Origin of the sequence: Paragemmobacter amnigenus (assembly GCF_009908265.2) — a bacterium.
Lineage (GTDB): Bacteria > Pseudomonadota > Alphaproteobacteria > Rhodobacterales > Rhodobacteraceae > Paragemmobacter > Paragemmobacter amnigenus.
The window spans coordinates 33,593-51,634 of record NZ_JAAATX020000010.1 but is presented as its reverse complement, the minus strand read 5'-3'; the positions used below and the strand labels follow the sequence as shown (position 1 = coordinate 51,634).

Sequence of the window (18,042 nt, the reverse complement as noted above, 5' to 3'; positions counted from 1 at the left end):
CGGTGCCGGTTTCCCCGACCGGCACGTTCATCTCAGGATGGCATCATCCTGTGCGGTCCACAACCGGACCCACCCCGCATTGCAACCGCAGTCACCTTGGGCAATGCTGCGCCCGCAGGCAAGGGGAAGCGTGAGGGACAAGTGATCGCCTTCGACAATGTTGCGTATAATTACGGCGGGGGCGAGTTGCTGTCGGATATCAGCCTGCGGCTGGCGCCGGGGTCGTTCCATTTCCTGACGGGGCCGTCGGGGGCGGGGAAATCCACCTTCCTGAAACTGGCCTATGCCGAATTGCTGCCTACGGCGGGACGGGTGACGATCTTCGACCGCGATGTCCGGGGCCTGACGCGGGATGACGTGGCGCTGGTGCGGCGGCGGATCGGGGTGGTGCATCAGGATGTGCAGTTCCTTGACCACCTGCCGCTGGCGGCGAATGTGTCGCTGCCGCTGATGGTGTCGGGCAAGGCGGGTGATCCGCGGGACATGACGGACCTTCTGCAATGGGTCGGGCTGGGCCAGCTTGCCGATGCGCTGCCGCCGCAACTGTCGGGGGGCGAGCGGCAGCGGGCGGCGCTGGCGCGGGCGGTGATCATGGGGCCGGACGTCATTCTGGCGGACGAGCCGACGGGGAACCTTGACTGGGAGATGTCGCTGCGGCTGCTGACGCTGCTGGTCGAGCTGAACAAGATGGGAAAGACGATCCTTGTGGCGACGCATGACCTGAACCTGATCCGCACCGCCAAGAACCAGGTCGCGGCGCGCGTGCTGCGGATCCGCAACCGGAGGATCCAGCTTGCGGGGGCGGACCTGTGATCGCGTCGGTGATCGCCTCGCTCCGCCCCGACAGGCAGGCCGACCGCGTGGTGCCGCCCAGCGGGCATACCGCGTGGCTGACCGTCTTTACCGCGGCGGCGATGACCTTCCTTGCGGTCTTTGCACTCGCGCTGTCGCTGGCCTCGGGGCGGCTGGCGGAACGGTGGGGCGGCGCGCTGGCCAATACGGCCACGGTGCGGATCTCGGCCCCGCCGGACCAGATGGAGTTGCAGACGGCTGCCGTGCTGCGGGTGCTGGAGACGACGCCGGGCATAGCCTCGGCCCGCGCGCTGACCGATGACGAGCAGAAGGCGCTGCTGGCGCCGTGGTTCGGGCCGGACCTGCCGGTCGAGGCGCTGCCCCTGCCGCGGCTGGTCGAGGTGGTGGAGGGCCCCGACGGCTATGACGGCGAGGGGCTGCGCCAGAGGCTGGCGGCCGAGGCACCGGGGGCGGTGCTGGATGACCACACGCGCTGGCGGCGTCCGCTGGCTGTGGCGGCGTCGCGGCTGAACCTGCTGGGGGGGCTGGCGATCGTGCTGATCGGGGCGGCGATGGCGGCGATGATCACGCTGGCCGCCAATGCGGCGCTGGCGGCCAATGCGCAGGTGATCCGCGTGCTGCGGGTCGTGGGGGCGCGGGACGATTACATTGCCGCGGCCTTCGTGCGGCGTTTCACGCTGCGGACGCTGGCGGGGTCGGCGGCGGGGGCGGTGCTGGGTCTGGTCGGGGTGGCGCTGCTACCTTCGGTCGACGAGGCGGGCGGGTTCCTGACGGGGTTGGGGTTCCAGGGGGCTGGATGGCTGCTGCCGCTTCTGCTACCGCCCGTCGCGGCGGGGGTGGCGTTGATCGCCACGCGCGCCGCCGCGTTCCGCACCTTGAGGGAATTGCCATGAAGAACCCGCTGCGCTGGATCCTGTCGCTGCTATTCATCGTGCAGATGTATCTGGCGATGGTCGTCTTTGCGCTGGTCTATGCGATTCCGGCGCTGTTCAGCCGGAATTGGGCCTGGGCGGCGGTGCATGCCTATTGCCGCTGGGTGCGCCGGACGGCGGCGGTGATGGTGGGGCTGCGGTCCGAGGTGCGCGGCGAGGTTCCGCAGGACGAGGTTCTGATCGCGTCGAAGCACCAGAGTTTCTTCGACATCATCCTGATCGTTTCGGTCGTGCCGCGCCCGAAGTTCATCATGAAGAAAGAGCTGAAATGGGCCCCGCTTCTGGGGTTCTATGCGTGGCGGATCGGCTGCATTCCGGTCGATCGCGGCAAGAAGGGCCGCGCCATCGCGGAAATGAAGCGGGCGGTGGCCGAAGGGGCCAAGGTTCCGGGGCAGCTGATCATCTATCCGCAGGGCACGCGTGTCGCGCCCGGGGCGGACATGCCCTACAAGGTGGGGACGGGGCTGCTGTACCAGCAGATGGGCAAGCCCTGCATTCCCGCGGCGACGAATGTGGGCGTGTTCTGGCCGCGCCACGGCATCTATCGCAAGCCCGGGCTGGCGGTGGTGGAATTCCTGCCCGAAATCGCGCCGGGCCGCGCCGTGGGCGATTTCATGGCCGAGCTGGAGCGGGTGGTCGAGTCCGCCTCGGACCGGTTGATGGCCGAGGCGGGGTTCGTCGCCCGTCCGAAGGGCTGATCGGTCAGATCAGCCCCGCCAGACGCGCGCCGGTCATGAGGTCGGCGGCAAGGTGGCGGGCGAAGCGCCCCTCGGTGGGCGCGACGTCGGGCACCTGCACCACGGTGCATCCGGCGCGGTGGCCGGCCTCGGCGCCGATGTCGCTGTCCTCGAACACCAGACAGCGGGCGGGATCGACGCCCAGTTTGCGCGCGGCCAGAAGATAGGGTTCGGGCGCGGGTTTCGGGGCGGTCACATCGTCGAAGGTGACGACCGTGGGAAAGTGGTGGGCGATCCCCGCAAGGCCCAGCTTGTGATGCGCGCCTGCCCGCCCCGTCGAGGTAACGAGCGCGAGCGGATGGTCGAGTCGCGAGAGCAGTTCCGCCGCGCCGGGTTTCAGCGGCAGGCCGTCGGACAGCATCATCCCGTCGAATTCGCGCCGCCAGACGGCGTGGAACGCCACGAGGTCCAGTGCCGGAAGGGCCGCGCGGATCAGGCTGGCGGCCTGCGGTTCGGCCTTGCCGACGAGGGAATGCATGAACGCCTCGTCCACCGGATGCCCGACTTCGGCAAAGGCGCGCAGGCCGGTGACGAGGGCGATGCTTTCGGTGTCGATCAAGGTGCCGTCGAGGTCGAAGAAGATCGCGTCGAACATGGCCGCCCCCGGAACTGCTGCCCCTGCGCCTTAGCCGATCAGAGGCGCAGACGGAAGCGCTGGCCGTCGGGGTCGCGGGGGCCGAGCGGTTCGGGGTGCAGATGCGCGATGTCGGCCAGATGCGGAAGGGCCGAGGCGGCAAGGGTCACGGTGGCACTGCGCGGCGGGCCCGAGGGCGGCAGGAAGCACCAGTCGAAGCCGGTCAGCGGGGCAGCGGCCCCGCCTGCCGCGATATGGTCGATCAGGATCTGGCGGGTGGGCGTCGCGCTTTCGGCGAGGATGCGGTCGGGGCGGCAGGCGGGAAAGCCGCCGCTGCCTGCGGCGCGGTAGCTGTTGGTGACAAGGACGAAGCGGTCGGTCGGCACCACGGGGCGACCCTTGTGGCGCAGGTCCGTGATGCGCCGTGCGGCGGGGTCGGCAAGGCGGCCGCGTGTGTCGAAGCGCGGCGCGGCGGAAAGGTCGATGGCGAAGGACAGCCCGTCGATCAGGTCGAAGTCGAAGCCCGGGACATCGTCGCGCAGCAGGGGCATGTCGGGCCGGTCGGGGGCAAGGCGGTTGAACAGGATGACGGCGCGTTCCAGCCAGCAGGCCAGTTCGGCCCCCGTCGTAGCCAGTGCGGTCAGGGTATTGGGATGGGGATAGAGATCGGCGGCATGGCGCAGGCGCAAGGGGCCGGGGTCGATGTTGGTCGGGCCATCGGCGGCGCGTTGCGGCACGGCGCGGAAGGGCGCGGCGGCCGACAGGACGGGCCGCCCGTCCAGCATGTCGTCCGGCAGCAGGCTGCGGGCATGGGTGGCCTGTGCAGCGGCGACAAGGCGCAGGATATCGCAGGGGGCGAGAAGGGCGAAATGCGACCGGAGCGGAACCGCCGTCGTTCCCACGGGCGCATCGAGCCATGCCCGCGCTGCCCGATGCGCGGGGCCGCAGGCGGCGGCAAGGGTGGGATGGGGGGCGGGATGGGGGGCGGGCGTGGGCTTGGCCGGCAGCAGGCGGGCACGGTGCGCGGCGATGCGCCAGCCCTGATCCTTGCGGGACAGGTCGAGGTCGATGCAGGCCAGATGCGACCCGAAGGCCCCTGCGCCCACGGCGGGGATGCCGTGGAGCAGGGCGGGCTGGTCAGGGGCGGGCGGGAAGGGCGCATGGGTATGGCCGAGAAACATCGCATCCGCCCCCGCATGTCGGGCGAGCGCATGTCCGGGGTTTTCCGCGCCTTCGCCATCCGACTCGGCTCCGGCACCGGAATGGGCGAGCAGGACCACCACATCCGCCCCGTCGCGGCGCAGGGCGGCCACGGCTTCGGTCGCGGCGCGCAGAGGGTCGAGGCATTCGATCCGTCCCGCGATGCGGCGGCCTTCCCAGATCGCGGTCTGGGGCGGGGCGATGCCGGTGATGCCGATCCGCAGGCTGTGACCCTTGCCGTCGCTGCCGGTGACGGTGCGGGTCAGAAGCACGCCGCGGGGAATGACGGGGCTGTCGCCCGTGGGGCGCAGATTGGCCGAGACGACGGGAAAGGCGGCCTGTGACAGGGCGCGTTCCAGAAAGGGCAGGCCGTGACCGAATTCGTGATTGCCAAGCGTGGCGGCATCATAGCCCAGCGCGTTCATCGCGGCGATGACGGGGTGGGGATGGGCCAGCCCCGGACCTGCGGCCCAATCGCCCAGCGGGCTGCCCTGAAGGAAGTCGCCATTGTCCAGCAGCAGCGTATCGGGACAGTCGGCCCGCGCATCGGCGATCAGCGTGGCAAGGGCGGAAAGACCTGTTTCGTGGCGCGGCTGGTCATTGTGGTAATCCCAGCCGCAGATATGGGCGTGAAGGTCGGTGGTGGCGAGAAGGCGCAACGTGGCTTGGACGGTCGGCACCGTTACACTCCGGTCAGTCATGACGCAGGCCGCCTATGCGACATCCGTTCTTACAACCATAAGATGAGGCGGCGCAAGCAAACCCCGCAGGGCGGCATTTGCGCCCGCGCGGGGCGCGTGGCATGACGGTGCCGGCGCGAGGGGCGGCAGGGGTGGATGCGGCGATGCGGATGGCGGAAACGGTGACCTTTGGCGGGTCGGGGCTGGACCGCGGGGCGGGGCTTCGCAAGGATGGCGCGGCGCTGGACCGTTTGCTGGCGGGCGGGCAGGTGCTGCCGGTCTGGCGGGGCAAGCCGCTGGTCGATGCGGGCGCGGCGCTGGGCTGGGTCCGGCCGGACAGTCCGGTTCTGTCGGGGGCGGGGCCTGCGGTGTTTCTGGGACTGGATGACGGTGTGGCGCGCTTTGCCGCCGATATTTCGGACTGGTCGCCCGAGGCGGGGGCGGCAGGGGTGGAGGCGGGGTTCTTCGACACGTCCGAGCAGCGGCATCCCGCGCTGGACCCGCGTCTGGCCTTTCAGGAATTGCGGGGCGTGATGACGGTGCTGTCTGCGCGGGAGGCGGAACTGGCGGCGACGGCCAAGGCGGTCCTGCACTGGCACCGGAGCCATGGCTTCTGCGCGGCCTGCGGGGCGGCTTCGGTGATGGAGGCGGGCGGCTGGCAGCGCGCCTGTCCGGCCTGCGGAGCGCAGCATTTCCCGCGCACCGATCCGGTGGTCATCATGCTGGTGACGCGGGGGAACAAGGTGCTGGTCGGGCGGAACGCGTCATGGCCCGAGGGGATGTATTCCCTTCTTGCAGGCTTTGTCGAACCCGGCGAGACGCTGGAGGCCGCCGTGCGGCGCGAGGTGTTCGAGGAGGCGGGCGTCCGCGTAGGGGCGGTGCGCTATCTGTCCAGCCAGCCCTGGCCCTTTCCGGCCAGCCTGATGTTCGGCTGCGCGGGCGAGGCGCTGGACGAGGAGATCCGGCTGGATCCCGAGGAGCTGGAGGATGCCTGCTGGGTCACGCGGGAAGAGATGGTGTCGGTGATGGCAGGGCGGCATCCGCGCATCAGGCCCGCGCGGAAAGGGGCGATCGCGCATTTCCTGATTGCGAACTGGCTTGCCGACAGGCTTGATTAGGCCGAGTGTGCCTGAAGCGGACGGGACAGTCCGGCAGGCGGTTGAGTGGTGGCAGAGGCAGGTCGTAACGCATGAAACTGAGTGGTCGGACGGATATCGCAGCGCCCATCGCGCATGTCTTCGCCTCGATCACCGATTTCGAGGATTGGGAGCGTTCGGCCATGCGGCGGGGTGCGGATGTGCACCGGACCGACAAGCTGCGCCAGCCCGCACCGGGGATGACATGGCAGGCCCGCTTTGCCTGGCGTGGCAAGGAGCGGCAGTTGCGCGTGCGGCTGACGACGCTGGAACCCGCACGGCGCATGGCGCTGGAATTCGACGCGCCCTCGGTCGAGGGCTGGATGGCTGTCGAATTGGTGGAACTGGCCGCGCGGCGCACGAGGCTGATCATGCAGGTGGAAATGAAGCCGCGCACGCTGGCCGCGCGTCTGTTCGTCCAGTCGATGAAGCTGGCGAAGGGGCGGGTGCAAAAGCGGTTCGACGCGCGGCTGGACGCCATCGCGCGCGATATCGAGCTGCGCCTTGCAGGCCAGCCGAAGCTGTGATCAGCCGCGTTCGCGTGCGGCGGGATAGACGCCCAGCAGCGTGAAGGACGAGGTGAAGTAGCCCAGTTCCTCGAGCGCGAGCTTGACGTTGGGGTCTTCGGGGTGGCCCTCGATATCGGCATAGAATTCGGTGGCGGTGAAGCTGCCGCCGACCATATAGCTTTCCAGCTTCGTCATGTTCACGCCGTTGGTGGCAAAGCCCCCCAGCGCCTTGTAGAGCGCGGCGGGGATGTTGCGGACGCGGAAGGTGAAGGTGGTCATCATCTTGCCCGCGCCACGCCGGGAATGGTCACCCTCGCGCGACATCACCAGAAAGCGGGTGGTGTTGTTGGCGTGATCCTCGATATGGCGGGCGACGACGTCCAGACCGTAGATCTCGGCCGCCAGTTCGCTGGCCAGTGCCGCGCGGGTGGGGTCGCCCAGTTCCGCAACCTCGCGCGCGGCGCGGGCATTGTCAGAACTGACGCGGCCCTTGATGCCGTGCTGTTTCAGGAAGCCCGCGCATTGGGGCAGGATCACCACATGGCCATGCGCCTCGGTGATCTGGTCGAGACGCGCGCCCCTGACGCCGAGGAGGTTGACGTGAACGCGGACGAAGGCTTCGTCCACGATGTGCAGGCCGGCCTTGGGCAGCAGGCTGTGGACATCGGCCACGCGGCCATAGGTGGAATTCTCGACCGCGAGCATCCCCAGATCGACCTGACCCGAGCGGGTGAGCTCCACCACATCCTCGAAGGTCTGGCAGGGGACGACCTCCATATCGGGGCGCGCCTGGGCGCAGGCCTGATGCGAATAGGCCCCGGGTTCCCCCTGGAAAGCGATGCGGCCGGTCATTTCGGGCTGGCTCCGTGCGGAAAACCCCGTGAGAGGGGCGATTGGTCGCGCTAGTACACCTTGAAAGAGGGTGGGGGAAGCGGATACATAGCGCGCCAAACGACGGCCAAGGGAAGGCGCGACATGTTCGACACGATGACGATGACCAAGGTGACGGGTGCGGTTTGCGGGTCGCTGCTGGTCTATCTGTTTGCCGCATGGGGTGCGGAATCGCTTTATCACGTCGGCCATGACGCCGGCCATGGCGAGGGCGAAGAGATCGCGCAGGCCTATTCGATCGACACCGGCGCCGAGGAAGCCGCGGGCGAAACCGCCGAGGCCGGCCCCGACTTTGCCACCGTCTTTGCCGCCGCCGATGCGGCCGCGGGCGAGAAGGTCTTTGCCAAGTGCAAGTCCTGCCACAAGCTGGACGGTTCGGACGCCACCGGTCCGCACCTGAACGGCATAGTGAACAAGAACAAGGGCACTTCGGCCGGTTATGCCTATTCCGAGGCGCTGGCCGCGCTGACGGCGGATGTGTGGTCGCCCGAGAACCTAAACGGCTTCCTTGAAAACCCCAAGGGTTACATGCCCGGGACCAAGATGTCCTTCGCGGGCCTGCCCAAGGTCGAGGACCGTGCAAACCTGATCGCCTATCTGGCGACCGTGCAGTAAATCCTGCCGGATCACGGATCGGGGGCCGCTTCCGCAAGGGGGCGGCCTTTTTCGTTGCAGGCTTCGCGCAACGGTTGGTCCTCACCCGGGCCCACAAGGCCCGGGTGGCGGCCGCACCGCCCCCTCGGGGCGGCCGCACGTATACGTGCAGCCACCCCGCGGTGCGGCCGCCACCCTCGCGTTGCACCTGTGTTGCACAGGTGGTGCCCAAACCGCAGTTTCGTCCCCATCGCGCCACTTTCACGCAAACGCAACTTGTGGGGGGCGGGGGGGCGTTCTAGCTTGCTGGAAAGAAGGGGCGATGAAGCCTCGGTAGTTTGGGGAGTGGCGGTATGGCGGGACGGAAGGGCGCGCGGGCCGAAGTTGCGGTGAAGCGGGACGGGCAGGCGCTGCGCTGGCTGGGCGCGGGCTTTGCCGTGCTGGCGCTGGCGGGATGGGCCGTGGCGGCGCAGGCGCAGGACGTGATCGTGTCCCATGCCATCACCACCTTTGGCGACGCGCCGAAATATCCTGCCGACTTCCCGCATCTGGATTACGTGAACCCCGACGCGCCCAAGGGCGGCGAGATTTCGATCTGGGCTTCGGGCGGGTTCGATTCGCTCAACCCCTATTCGGTCAAGGGGCGGGCGGCGGCGCTGTCCTCGGCCCCTTATGAATCCATCCTGACAAGCACGTCGGACGAGATCGGCACGAGTTACTGCCTGCTCTGCACCACGATGGAATATCCCGCCGACCGGTCATGGGTGATCTTCAACCTGCGGCCCGAGGTGACCTTCGCCGACGGCACGCCGCTGACGGCGGAAGATGTGGCCTTTTCCTTCAACCTGTTCCTGACCAAGGGGCTGACCGATTTCCGCACCGTCTTCGGCCAGCAGGTCGAAGGGGTGGAGGTGCTGGACCCCCACAAGGTCAAGTTCACCTTCAAGCCCGACGTGCCCAAGCGCGACCTGCCCGCATCGGTGGGCGGCCTGCCGATCCTGTCCAAGGCGCATTACGAGGCGAACAAGCTGGATCTGGAGGAAAGCAGCCTGACGCCCTTCCTCGGGTCGGGGCAGTATGTGCTGGACCGGATGGATACGGGTAAGAACATCGTCTGGAAGCGCAACCCCGATTACTGGGGCAATGACCTGCCCATCAACCGCGGGCGGGGCAATTTCGACAGTATCCGCGTGGAATATTACGGCGACTATCAGGCCGCCTTCGAAGGGTTCAAGGCGGGCAACTACACGTTCCGCAACGAGGCGTCGTCGATCACATGGGCGACGGGGTATGACTTCCCCGCCGTGGCGGATGGCAGCGTGCAGAAGGTGGAGCTTCCCTCGGGGGCCAAGGCATCGGGGCAGGCCTTCCTGTTCAACCTGCGGCGGGAAAAGTTCCAGGACCCCAAGGTGCGCGAGGCGATCGGGTTGATGTTCAACTTCGAATGGTCGAATGCCACGCTGTTCTACGGGCTTTACGACCGCATCCATTCGGTCTGGGAAAACACCGAACTGGCCGCGACGGGCGCGCCCACGCCGGAAGAGGTGGCGATCCTGCAGCCGCTGGTCGACGAGGGGCTGCTGCCCGCCACAATCCTGACGGATGAGGCGGTGATGGCGCCGACATCGGGCGAGCGGCAGCTGGACCGCGGCAATGTGCGGAAGGCATCCGCCCTGCTGGACGAGGCGGGCTGGGCCGTGGGCGATGACGGCATCCGCCGGAATGCCGCGGGCGAGGTGCTGGTGGTCGAATTCCTGAACGACAGCCCCACCTTCGACCGCGTCTTCAACCCGTTCATCGAGAACCTGAAGGCGATCGGGGTGGATGCCAAGATGACATCCGTCGACGACGCGCAGATGGAGGCGCGGACGCGCCCGCCGCAGTATGATTTCGACATCATCACCGGCAATGCGCGGTCGGATTACATCTCGGGGTCGGAGTTGAAGCAGTATTACGGGTCCGAGACGGCGGATGTGTCGGCTTTCAACCTGATGGGGCTGAAATCGTCTGCGGTTGACCGGCTGATCGATGTGGTGATGGCGGCCGATTCCAACGACAAGCTGCGGGTCGCGACCAAGGCGCTGGATCGTGCGTTGCGGGCGGAGCGGTTCTGGGTGCCGCAGTGGTACAAGTCCACCCACACCATCGCCTATTACGACATGTACGAGCATCCCGAGAACCTGCCGCCCTATGCGCTGGGCGAGCTTGATTTCTGGTGGATGAACGCCGAAAAGGCCGAGGCGCTCAAAGCTTCCGGCGCGCTGAAGTAAAGGCGGTACGCGCGGATGGGCGCCTATATCCTGCGGCGGCTCTTGCTGATCATCCCGACCCTGTTCGGGATCATGCTGATCAATTTTTCGTTGACCCAGATGGTTCCGGGTGGTCCCATCGAACAGGTCGCCGCGCGGCTGGAGGGCGAGGGCGACTCGCTCGAGGCGGTGTCGGGTGGCGGGGATGCGGGGGCCGAGCAGCAGGATGACGGCTATATCGGTGCGCGGGGTTTGCCGCCGGAGTTTCTGGCGGCACTCGAGGTGCAGTTCGGATTCGCCCGCATCGTCTGTGACGAGGGGTTCACGGGCGAGCCGTCGGTGACGGCGCCGGAATGCCAGAAGGAGCTGATCCCCGCGACGGAGCGGTTCCTGATCATGATGGGCAACTATCTGCGCTTTGACTTCGGGCAGAGCTATTTCCGGTCCATCGACGTGGTCGATCTGGTGCTGGAGAAGATGCCGGTGTCCATCACGCTGGGTCTGTGGTCCACGCTGATCGCCTATCTGATCTCGATCCCGCTGGGCATCCGCAAAGCGGTTCGGGACGGCACGCCCTTTGACACATGGACGAGCGGGGCGATCATCGTGGGCTATGCGATCCCCGGTTTCCTGTTCGCGATCCTGCTGCTGGTGCTGTTCGCGGGCGGGTCCTATTGGAAGCTGTTTCCGCTGCGGGGCCTGACCAGCGACGGGTGGGAGCAGTTGTCGTGGTGGGGCAAGGCGGTGGATTACCTGTGGCACATCACGCTGCCGGTCGTGGCGAGCACGATTTCCAGCTTTGCCACGCTTACCCTGCTGACCAAGAACAGCTTTCTGGACGAGATCAAGAAGCAATACGTGATGACCGCGCGCGCCAAGGGGTTGAGCGAGGGGCGGGTGCTCTATGGACATGTGTTCCGCAATGCGATGCTGATCGTGATCGCGGGCTTTCCGGCGCTCTTCGTGTCGGTCTTCTTCGGCGGCAGCCTGATCATCGAGACGATCTTCTCGCTGGACGGGTTGGGGCAGTTGGGGTTCCGCGCGGCGGTTGAGCGGGATTATCCGGTGATCTTCGGGACGCTGTTCTTCTTTGGCCTGATCGGGCTGGTGATGGGGATCATTTCGGACCTGATGTATGTCTGGATCGACCCGCGCATCGACTTCGGCACGAGGCGGACGTGATGGCGCTGTCGCCCCTGAACCAGCGCCGCTGGCGCAATTTCAAGGCCAACCGGCGGGCCTATTGGGCGCTGTGGCTGTTTGCGATTCTTTACGGCATCTCGCTCTTTGCCGAGGTGATCGCGAATGACCGGCCGTTGTTGGTGAGTTACCGTGGCGAGTGGCATACGCCCTTTCTGAAGTTCTATCCCGAGACGACCTTTGGCGGGGATTTCCGGACCGAGGCGAAATATACCGATATCGAGGTGAAATGCCTGATCCGGTCGGGCGGCAGCCTTGATTGCTGGGACGATCCCGAAGGGGTGATCGCGCAGGTCGAGGAGGGCAGCCGCGCCGTCGCCGATCCGGAGTTCGTGGAGGGCTGGATCGTCTGGCCGCCCATCCCCTATAGCTACAACACGATCAACGATCTGGCGGGACCGGCGCCGTCGGCACCGGACGGAAAGCACTGGCTGGGCACGGATGACACGGCGCGGGATGTGCTGGCGCGGGTGATCTATGGCTTCCGGCTGTCGGTGAGTTTCGCGCTGATCGTGACGGTGATCACGTCGGTCGTGGGCATCGCGGCGGGGGCGGTGCAGGGGTATTTCGGCGGGCTTACGGACCTGATCTTCCAGCGGGTGATCGAGCTGTGGGGTTCAACGCCCAGCCTTTACGTCATCATCATCGTGGCGGCGATCTTCACCATGGATTTCTGGCTGCTGGTCGGGTTGATGGTGCTGTTCGGCTGGACGGCGCTGGTGGGGGTGGTGCGGGCGGAATTCCTGCGGGCGCGGAATTTCGAATATGTGCGCGCGGCGAAGGCGCTGGGCGTTTCGGATGCGGTGATCATGTTCCGCCATGTGCTGCCCAATGCGATGGTGGCGACGCTTACCATGCTGCCGTTCATCATCACGGGCACCATCGGCAGCCTTGCGACGCTGGATTTCCTTGGCTTCGGCCTACCGTCTTCGGCGCCTTCGCTGGGTGAATTGACGCAGCAGGCCAAGCAGAACCTGCAGGCGCCGTGGCTGGGCTTCACCGCGTTTTTCACCTTTGCCATCATGCTGTCGCTGCTGGTCTTCGTGTTCGAGGGCGTGCGGGATGCCTTCGATCCCAGAAAGACGTTCCGATGAACACGGTGCTGGAGGTTCAGGGTCTGTCGGTGCGGTTCCGTCAGGACGGGCGGGTGATCGAGGCCGTGCGTGGCGTCAGTTTCACAGTCGGCAAGGGCGAGACGGTCGCGCTGGTGGGCGAGAGCGGGTCGGGGAAGTCCGTCACGGCGCTGTCCACCGTGTCGCTGCTGCCCGACGCGGCCGAGGTGGGCGGGTCGATCCGCTATCTGGGACGCGAGATGGTGGGGGCGGCAGAGGCCGAGTTGCGGCGGGTGCGCGGCAATGACATCAGCTTCATCTTTCAGGAACCGATGACGAGTCTGAACCCCCTGCACACGATCGAACGGCAGTTGGGCGAGAGCCTCGCGCTGCATCAGGGGCTGTCGGGGGATGCGGCACGGGCGCGGATCGTGGAACTGCTGGGCAAGGTCGGGATCGCGGATGCGGAAAGCCGTCTGGGCGCCTATCCGCACCAGTTGTCCGGCGGGCAGCGGCAGCGGGTGATGATCGCGATGGCGCTGGCCAACGGGCCGGAGCTGCTGATCGCGGATGAACCGACGACGGCGCTGGACGTGACGATACAGGCGCAGATCCTTGACCTGCTGGCCGAGTTGAAAGAGCGCGAGGGGCTGAGCCTTCTGTTCATCACGCATGACCTTGGCATCGTGCGGCGCATCGCGGACCGCGTCTGCGTCATGCAGGGCGGCGAGATCGTGGAGCAGGGCAGGGCGGCCGACATCTTCGCCGCGCCGAAGCATCCCTATACGCAGAAGCTGCTGGCGGCAGAGCCGAAGGGGATGCCCGAACCGGTGGCGGCGGACGCGCCCGAGGTGGTGCGGACGGAAAACCTGCGCGTGTGGTTTCCGATCCAGCGCGGGCTGCTGCGCCGGACCGTGGGCCATGTGAAGGCGGTCAACGACGCCACCCTGTCCGTGCGCGCGGGCGAGACGCTGGGGATCGTGGGCGAAAGCGGGTCGGGCAAGACGACGCTGGCGCTGGCCATCCTGCGGCTGATCCCGTCCGAGGGGCCCGTGGTGTTCATGGGGCGCGACCTGAAGGGCGTGCAGGGCGGCGGGTTGCGCGCGTTGCGGCGGGACATGCAGGTCGTGTTCCAGGATCCCTATGGCAGCCTGTCGCCGCGCATGACGGCCGAGCAGGTGATTGCCGAAGGGTTGGGCGTGCACGGGGTGGAGCCGGGGCGCGACCGCCGCGCCATGGTGGCCGACATCATGGCCGAGGTGGGGTTGGACCCGGACTGGATGGGCCGCTATCCGCACGAATTCTCGGGCGGGCAGCGGCAACGCATCGCGATTGCGCGGGCGATGATCCTGCGGCCCAAGCTGGTGGTGCTGGACGAACCCACCAGCGCACTGGACATGACGGTGCAGGTGCAGATCGTCGAATTGCTGCGGTCGTTGCAAAGGAAGTGGGGGCTGGCCTACATTTTCATCAGCCACGACCTGCGCGTGGTGAAGGCGTTGTCGCACAGGGTAATGGTGATGAAATCGGGTGATGTGGTGGAAAGCGGTGACAGCGCGGCGGTCTTCGGAGCCCCGCAGAGCGACTATACAAAGTCGCTGATGGCGGCGGCCTTTGCGGGGGTCGAAGGGTGAAGATCCTTCTTGTCCACCAGAACTTCCCCGGCCAGTTCCTGCACCTTGCGCCCGAGTTGATGCGGCGCGGGCACGAGGTGCGCGCGCTGACCGATCTTGTCAACAAGCGGACCTCGCCGGTCGAGACGCTGCGCTATCGCCACGAGGCGCCACCCGTCGATCCCAATGCCTGCCGTCTGGGCCGCAACTACACCCAGCAGAGCGACCGAGGCGTCACCGTGGCGCGGGCCTGTCTGCGGTTGCGGCGCGAGACGGGCTATGTGCCCGACGTGATCTTCGGCCATTCCGGCTGGGGCGAGACGCTTTTCCTGAAGGAGGTCTGGCCCGAGGCGAAGTTGATCGTCTATGCCGAATTCTACTATCGTGGGCGCGGTGCCGATGTGGGTTTCGACCCAGAGGCGGGCGAGGCGGGCTTTGACCAGATCGTGATCGCGCAGGGCCGCACGACCCATCTTGGCCAGTCGCTGCTGCATGCCGATGCGGGCGTGTCGCCCACCGAGTGGCAGGCCAGCACCTATCCGCCCGCGCTGCGCCAGATGCTGCGGGTGATCTTCGACGGGGTGGATACCGCCGCCATGGCTCCCGACCCAGCGGCCGAAGTGCAGCTTCCCGGCGGCCCCCTGCTGCGCGCGGGGGACGAGGTTCTGACCTTCGTGAACCGCAATCTGGAACCCTATCGCGGCTATCACAGCTTCATCCGCGCGCTGCCCGCGATCATGGCCGCGCGGCCAAAGGCGCAGGTCGTGCTGGTGGGCGGGGACGAGGTCAGCTATGGCCCCGCGCCCAAGGACGGGCGCAAGTGGAAGGACATCTATCTGGACGAGGTGAAGGACCGGCTTGACCTGAGCCGCGTGCATTTCCCCGGGCGGGTGCCCTATCCGGTCTTTACGAAGCTGATGCAGGTCAGCCGCGCCCATGCCTATCTGACCTATCCCTTCGTTCTGAGCTGGTCGATGGTCGAGGCGATGTCGGCGGGTGCGCTGGTCATCGGGTCCGACACCGCGCCGGTGCGCGAGGTCATCCGGCATGGCGATAACGGGCTCTTGGTGGATTTCTTCGACATTCCGGCATGGTCCAAGACGATCATCGAAGCGCTGGCAGAGCCGGAGCGGTTCATGCCCCTGCGCGCGGCGGCGCGGCAGACGGTGCTGGAGCGCTATGACCTGAAATCGGTCTGCCTGCCGCGGATGGTGGAGTTCGTGGAAAGCTTCGCCCCGTAAGATGGGCAATATGGCCCATCCTACGGGAGGAGGCGGTCAGATCGCGGCGGAATGCTGCGCCTTGGACTGGTCATAGGCGTCGAAGGCGCGGGCGATCATGCGGGTCAGCGGGCGCGCCTTGACGGGGATCGAGAACCCCTCGGCGTCGATCTGCACCCAGCCGTCAAAGGCCGAGGCCGCGTTGCGGAACAGCTCGTCCAGCCGCTCGGGACTGACGGCGTGGTCGCGCAGGAGCTCGGCCCTGTTGACGCGGAAGTCGCACATCAGCGCCTCGATGATGCGGGCGCGCAAAAGGTCCTCGTTCGCAAAGACATGGCCGCGATGGGTGGAGAAATGGCCGTCGCGGATGGCCTTGGTGTGGTCCGAGGTGCCTGCGGCATTCTGTGCATAGCCCTGCGGGAAGCGGCTGATGGACGAGGCGCCAAGCCCGATCAGGACAGGGGCGGTGTCGTCGGTATAGCCTTGGAAATTGCGGTGCAGCGTGCCGTTGCGGGCGGCGATGGCCATGCCGTCCTCGGGGCGGGCGAAATGGTCGATGCCGATTTCCTGATAGCCGTCCCATGTGAAAAGCTGCCGCGCGGTTTCGAAAAGGCGCAGGCGCTCTTCCGGCGTGGGCATGGCGTCCGAGGGGATCATCTGCTGGCGGCGGCTCATCCACGGGACATGGGCATAGCCGTAAAGCGCCACGCGGTCGGGCGAGAGGGTCAGGAGTTTCTGGACCGAATCCGCGATCCGTGCGCGGGTCTGGTGCGGCAGGCCATAGAGGATATCGGCATTCAGGCTGGCCACGCCGCGGTCGCGGATCATGTCGGCGACGCGCTTGGTCAGCTCGTAACCCTGTTCGCGGCCTATGGTTTTCTGGATCTCGGGGTCGAAATCCTGCACCCCGATCGAGGCGCGGTTCATGCCCGCGGCGGCCAGCGCGTCGAGGCGGTCTTCGTCCACCTCGTTCGGGTCGATCTCGACCGAGAATTCGGCGCCTTTGCCCAAGGGGACGACGTCAAAGATCGAATCGGCCAGCGCGCGCATCATGTCGGGCGGCAGGAGCGTCGGCGTGCCGCCGCCCCAGTGCAGCCGCGAGAGCGTCACGCCCGGCGCCAGATGGCGTTTCAGCAGCGCGATTTCGGCCTTGAGCGTGGCGGCATAGGCGCGGACGGGTTCGTCCGAGGAGGTGCCCTGCGTGCGGCAGGCGCAAAACCAGCACAGCCTTCGGCAGAAGGGGACATGCAGGTAGAGCGAGATGGCCGAGCCGGGTTGAACCGACTGAATCCATTCGGAAAACTGTTGCGGACCCACGCCACCGGCAAAGTGGGGTGCGGTGGGATAGCTGGTATATCGGGGCACCCGCGCGTCAAAAAGACCGAGGCGCATGAGTTGCGATTCATGGGTCATTCGAATAGGTTTATTGGACCAATGGATTTAAGCCTTGATGCAGATCAAACCTTTTCGGGATCAGGGCCAGAGACGAAAGGCCGGCCATGGCACATCATGACCTGCAGACCGTGTCTCACGAGTGTGGAGATTGCCCGATCCGGCACCGTGCCGTCTGCGCCCGTTGCGAGTCTGACGAGTTGCAGCGGTTGGAGCAGATCAAATACTACCGCAGCTATCAGGCGGGGCAGACGGTCATCTGGTCGGGGGACCGGATGGATTTCGTGGCGTCCGTCGTCACGGGGATCGCCACGTTGACCCAGACGATGGAGGACGGGCGGCGGCAGATGGTGGGGCTTTTGCTGCCGTCGGATTTCGTCGGGCGGCCCGGACGGGCGACGGCGGCCTATGACGTGACGGCGACCACCGATCTTGTAATGTGTTGTTTCCGAAAGAAACCTTTTGAAGAACTGATGCAGTCCACCCCGCATATCGCGCAGCGGTTGCTGGAGATGACGCTGGACGAACTGGACGCCGCGCGCGAGTGGATGCTGCTTCTGGGGCGCAAGACGGCGCGCGAGAAGATCGCGTCGCTGCTGGCGATCATCGCGCGGCGGGATGCCCATCTGAAGCTGAAATCGGCCAAGGGGTCGATCGTGTTCGACCTGCCGCTGACGCGCGAGGAGATGGCGGATTATCTGGGCCTGACGCTGGAGACGGTCAGCCGTCAGGTGAGCGCGCTGAAGCGCGACGGGGTGATCGAACTGGAGGGCAAGCGCCACATCATCGTGCCGAATTTCGACCGGCTGGTCGAGGAGACGGGCGATGACAGCGATGGTGGTTTCCTCGTCTGAGCCAAGCCGTTGATCCGGCTGGATTTGCCGGAACGGAGTTGTACCGCTGGCTGTGCAGACAGTTGTGCAGACAGCTGTACATACACGATTGGCGCACGATTTACGCGAAAACGTGGTTAAGGGTGCGCCTGCGCGCAGGATCAGGACTGCCGCAGCCGCAGGCGGATGGGGCCGCGGGTTGTGGCGGGGTCGACGGGGTGGCCTTTCTGGACGGCCTGAAGATCGGGATGGGTGGCGGCCACCGCGCGGATGCGGGGCATCAGGGGGCGCCAGTCGGGTGACAGGGTGCGGGCGGCCTCGGACGGGCAGAAGGTCTTGTCCCGACCCCGCCGCAGGGCGAGGTCGAGAAGTGCGTTGGCGATGGCCGCATCCGTGGGATGGGCAGGATTGCCCATC

Annotated in this window: 17 protein-coding genes; 12 read left to right on the top strand and 5 right to left on the bottom strand. The window is 66.7% G+C overall.

The window, feature by feature from the left end:
* The first annotated feature begins 141 nt into the window (after positions 1-141).
* From GU927_RS14415 to GU927_RS14405, 3 genes are read left to right on the top strand one after another with little or no spacing between them, the layout of a single operon-like run.
* Positions 142-813, top strand: coding sequence for a cell division ATP-binding protein FtsE (locus GU927_RS14415; RefSeq protein WP_161763147.1), 672 nt, complete (start codon positions 142-144; stop codon positions 811-813).
* Complete coding sequence (locus tag GU927_RS14410) at positions 813-1,706, top strand: cell division protein FtsX (protein ID WP_394357681.1); 894 nt, start codon at positions 813-815, stop codon at positions 1,704-1,706. The genes GU927_RS14415 and GU927_RS14410 overlap by 1 nt, the downstream gene beginning before the upstream one ends.
* Entirely contained in the window at positions 1,703-2,443 is a 741-nt protein-coding gene (locus GU927_RS14405) for a lysophospholipid acyltransferase family protein (protein ID WP_161763145.1), read from the top strand. The genes GU927_RS14410 and GU927_RS14405 overlap by 4 nt, the downstream gene beginning before the upstream one ends.
* A 4-nt stretch (positions 2,444-2,447) precedes the next feature.
* Here GU927_RS14405 and GU927_RS14400 read toward each other — a convergent pair whose 3' ends face one another.
* Both GU927_RS14400 and GU927_RS14395 read right to left on the bottom strand, forming a co-directional pair.
* Positions 2,448-3,077, bottom strand: a complete 630-nt coding sequence (locus GU927_RS14400) for an HAD family hydrolase (protein WP_161763144.1) — start codon at positions 3,075-3,077, stop codon at positions 2,448-2,450.
* A 38-nt stretch (positions 3,078-3,115) separates the two neighbouring features.
* Entirely contained in the window at positions 3,116-4,957 is a 1,842-nt protein-coding gene (locus tag GU927_RS14395) for a 5'-nucleotidase C-terminal domain-containing protein (RefSeq protein ID WP_217765677.1), read from the bottom strand.
* 143 nt (positions 4,958-5,100) lie between these two features.
* Here GU927_RS14395 and nudC point away from each other — a divergent pair, with 143 nt between their 5' ends.
* Positions 5,101-6,054, top strand: a complete 954-nt coding sequence (gene nudC / locus GU927_RS14390) for an NAD(+) diphosphatase (protein WP_161763320.1) — start codon at positions 5,101-5,103, stop codon at positions 6,052-6,054.
* Between the two features lie 71 nt (positions 6,055-6,125).
* Positions 6,126-6,599, top strand: a complete 474-nt coding sequence (locus GU927_RS14385) for an SRPBCC family protein (RefSeq protein WP_161763142.1) — start codon at positions 6,126-6,128, stop codon at positions 6,597-6,599.
* Here the strand turns inward: GU927_RS14385 and GU927_RS14380 are convergent, their stop codons facing one another.
* The gene (locus GU927_RS14380) at positions 6,600-7,433 is read right to left on the bottom strand and encodes a prephenate dehydratase (protein WP_161763141.1); all 834 of its coding nucleotides are present in this window, start codon (positions 7,431-7,433) and stop codon (positions 6,600-6,602) included.
* Positions 7,434-7,556: 123 nt separating this feature from the next.
* Here GU927_RS14380 and GU927_RS14375 point away from each other — a divergent pair, with 123 nt between their 5' ends.
* The 6 genes from GU927_RS14375 (at position 7,557) to GU927_RS14350 (ending at position 15,421) form a co-directional block, all read left to right on the top strand.
* Entirely contained in the window at positions 7,557-8,087 is a 531-nt protein-coding gene (locus GU927_RS14375; protein WP_161763140.1) for a c-type cytochrome, read from the top strand.
* 332 nt (positions 8,088-8,419) lie between these two features.
* Entirely contained in the window at positions 8,420-10,336 is a 1,917-nt protein-coding gene (locus tag GU927_RS14370) for an extracellular solute-binding protein (RefSeq protein ID WP_161763139.1), read from the top strand.
* Between the two features lie 15 nt (positions 10,337-10,351).
* Positions 10,352-11,497, top strand: a complete 1,146-nt coding sequence (locus GU927_RS14365; RefSeq protein ID WP_161763138.1) for a microcin C ABC transporter permease YejB — start codon at positions 10,352-10,354, stop codon at positions 11,495-11,497.
* Positions 11,497-12,609 (top strand): ABC transporter permease, encoded by a 1,113-nt coding sequence (locus GU927_RS14360; RefSeq protein WP_161763137.1) that lies wholly within the window; start codon positions 11,497-11,499, stop codon positions 12,607-12,609. The genes GU927_RS14365 and GU927_RS14360 overlap by 1 nt, the downstream gene beginning before the upstream one ends.
* Entirely contained in the window at positions 12,606-14,201 is a 1,596-nt protein-coding gene (locus GU927_RS14355; RefSeq protein ID WP_161763136.1) for an ABC transporter ATP-binding protein, read from the top strand. The genes GU927_RS14360 and GU927_RS14355 overlap by 4 nt, the downstream gene beginning before the upstream one ends.
* Complete coding sequence (locus GU927_RS14350) at positions 14,198-15,421, top strand: glycosyltransferase (protein ID WP_161763135.1); 1,224 nt, start codon at positions 14,198-14,200, stop codon at positions 15,419-15,421. Before GU927_RS14355 ends, GU927_RS14350 begins: the two co-directional genes overlap by 4 nt.
* Before the next feature lie 36 nt (positions 15,422-15,457).
* On the opposite strand, the gene hemN is transcribed toward GU927_RS14350, so the two are convergent.
* A complete protein-coding gene (gene hemN, locus GU927_RS14345; protein WP_161763134.1) occupies positions 15,458-16,813 on the bottom strand; it encodes an oxygen-independent coproporphyrinogen III oxidase in 1,356 nt (451 codons plus the stop codon).
* An 86-nt stretch (positions 16,814-16,899) separates the two neighbouring features.
* Between hemN and fnrL the strand changes: the two genes are divergently transcribed.
* Positions 16,900-17,646, top strand: coding sequence for a transcriptional regulator FnrL (fnrL, locus tag GU927_RS14340; protein WP_161763133.1), 747 nt, complete (start codon positions 16,900-16,902; stop codon positions 17,644-17,646).
* A gap of 140 nt (positions 17,647-17,786) precedes the next feature.
* On the opposite strand, the gene GU927_RS14335 is transcribed toward fnrL, so the two are convergent.
* On the bottom strand, positions 17,787-18,041 hold the full coding sequence (locus tag GU927_RS14335) for a DUF3253 domain-containing protein (RefSeq protein ID WP_161763132.1): 255 nt from the start codon (positions 18,039-18,041) through the stop codon (positions 17,787-17,789).
* Position 18,042: the final 1 nt, after the last annotated feature.

Bases quoted from the DNA above. Each gene is read 5' to 3' on its own strand.
- GU927_RS14405 (WP_161763145.1), top strand. From the start codon at position 1,703: ATGAAGAACCCGCTGCGCTGGATCCTGTCGCTGCTATTCATCGTGCAG.
- GU927_RS14400 (WP_161763144.1), bottom strand. From the start codon at position 3,077: ATGTTCGACGCGATCTTCTTCGACCTCGACGGCACCTTGATCGACACC.
- GU927_RS14395 (WP_217765677.1), bottom strand. From the start codon at position 4,957: ATGACTGACCGGAGTGTAACGGTGCCGACCGTCCAAGCCACGTTGCGC.
- nudC (WP_161763320.1), top strand. From the start codon at position 5,101: ATGCGGATGGCGGAAACGGTGACCTTTGGCGGGTCGGGGCTGGACCGC.
- GU927_RS14385 (WP_161763142.1), top strand. From the start codon at position 6,126: ATGAAACTGAGTGGTCGGACGGATATCGCAGCGCCCATCGCGCATGTC.
- GU927_RS14380 (WP_161763141.1), bottom strand. From the start codon at position 7,433: ATGACCGGCCGCATCGCTTTCCAGGGGGAACCCGGGGCCTATTCGCAT.
- GU927_RS14375 (WP_161763140.1), top strand. From the start codon at position 7,557: ATGTTCGACACGATGACGATGACCAAGGTGACGGGTGCGGTTTGCGGG.
- GU927_RS14370 (WP_161763139.1), top strand. From the start codon at position 8,420: ATGGCGGGACGGAAGGGCGCGCGGGCCGAAGTTGCGGTGAAGCGGGAC.
- GU927_RS14365 (WP_161763138.1), top strand. From the start codon at position 10,352: ATGGGCGCCTATATCCTGCGGCGGCTCTTGCTGATCATCCCGACCCTG.
- GU927_RS14360 (WP_161763137.1), top strand. From the start codon at position 11,497: ATGGCGCTGTCGCCCCTGAACCAGCGCCGCTGGCGCAATTTCAAGGCC.
- GU927_RS14355 (WP_161763136.1), top strand. From the start codon at position 12,606: ATGAACACGGTGCTGGAGGTTCAGGGTCTGTCGGTGCGGTTCCGTCAG.
- hemN (WP_161763134.1), bottom strand. From the start codon at position 16,813: ATGACCCATGAATCGCAACTCATGCGCCTCGGTCTTTTTGACGCGCGG.
- fnrL (WP_161763133.1), top strand. From the start codon at position 16,900: ATGGCACATCATGACCTGCAGACCGTGTCTCACGAGTGTGGAGATTGC.
- GU927_RS14335 (WP_161763132.1), bottom strand. From the start codon at position 18,041: ATGGGCAATCCTGCCCATCCCACGGATGCGGCCATCGCCAACGCACTT.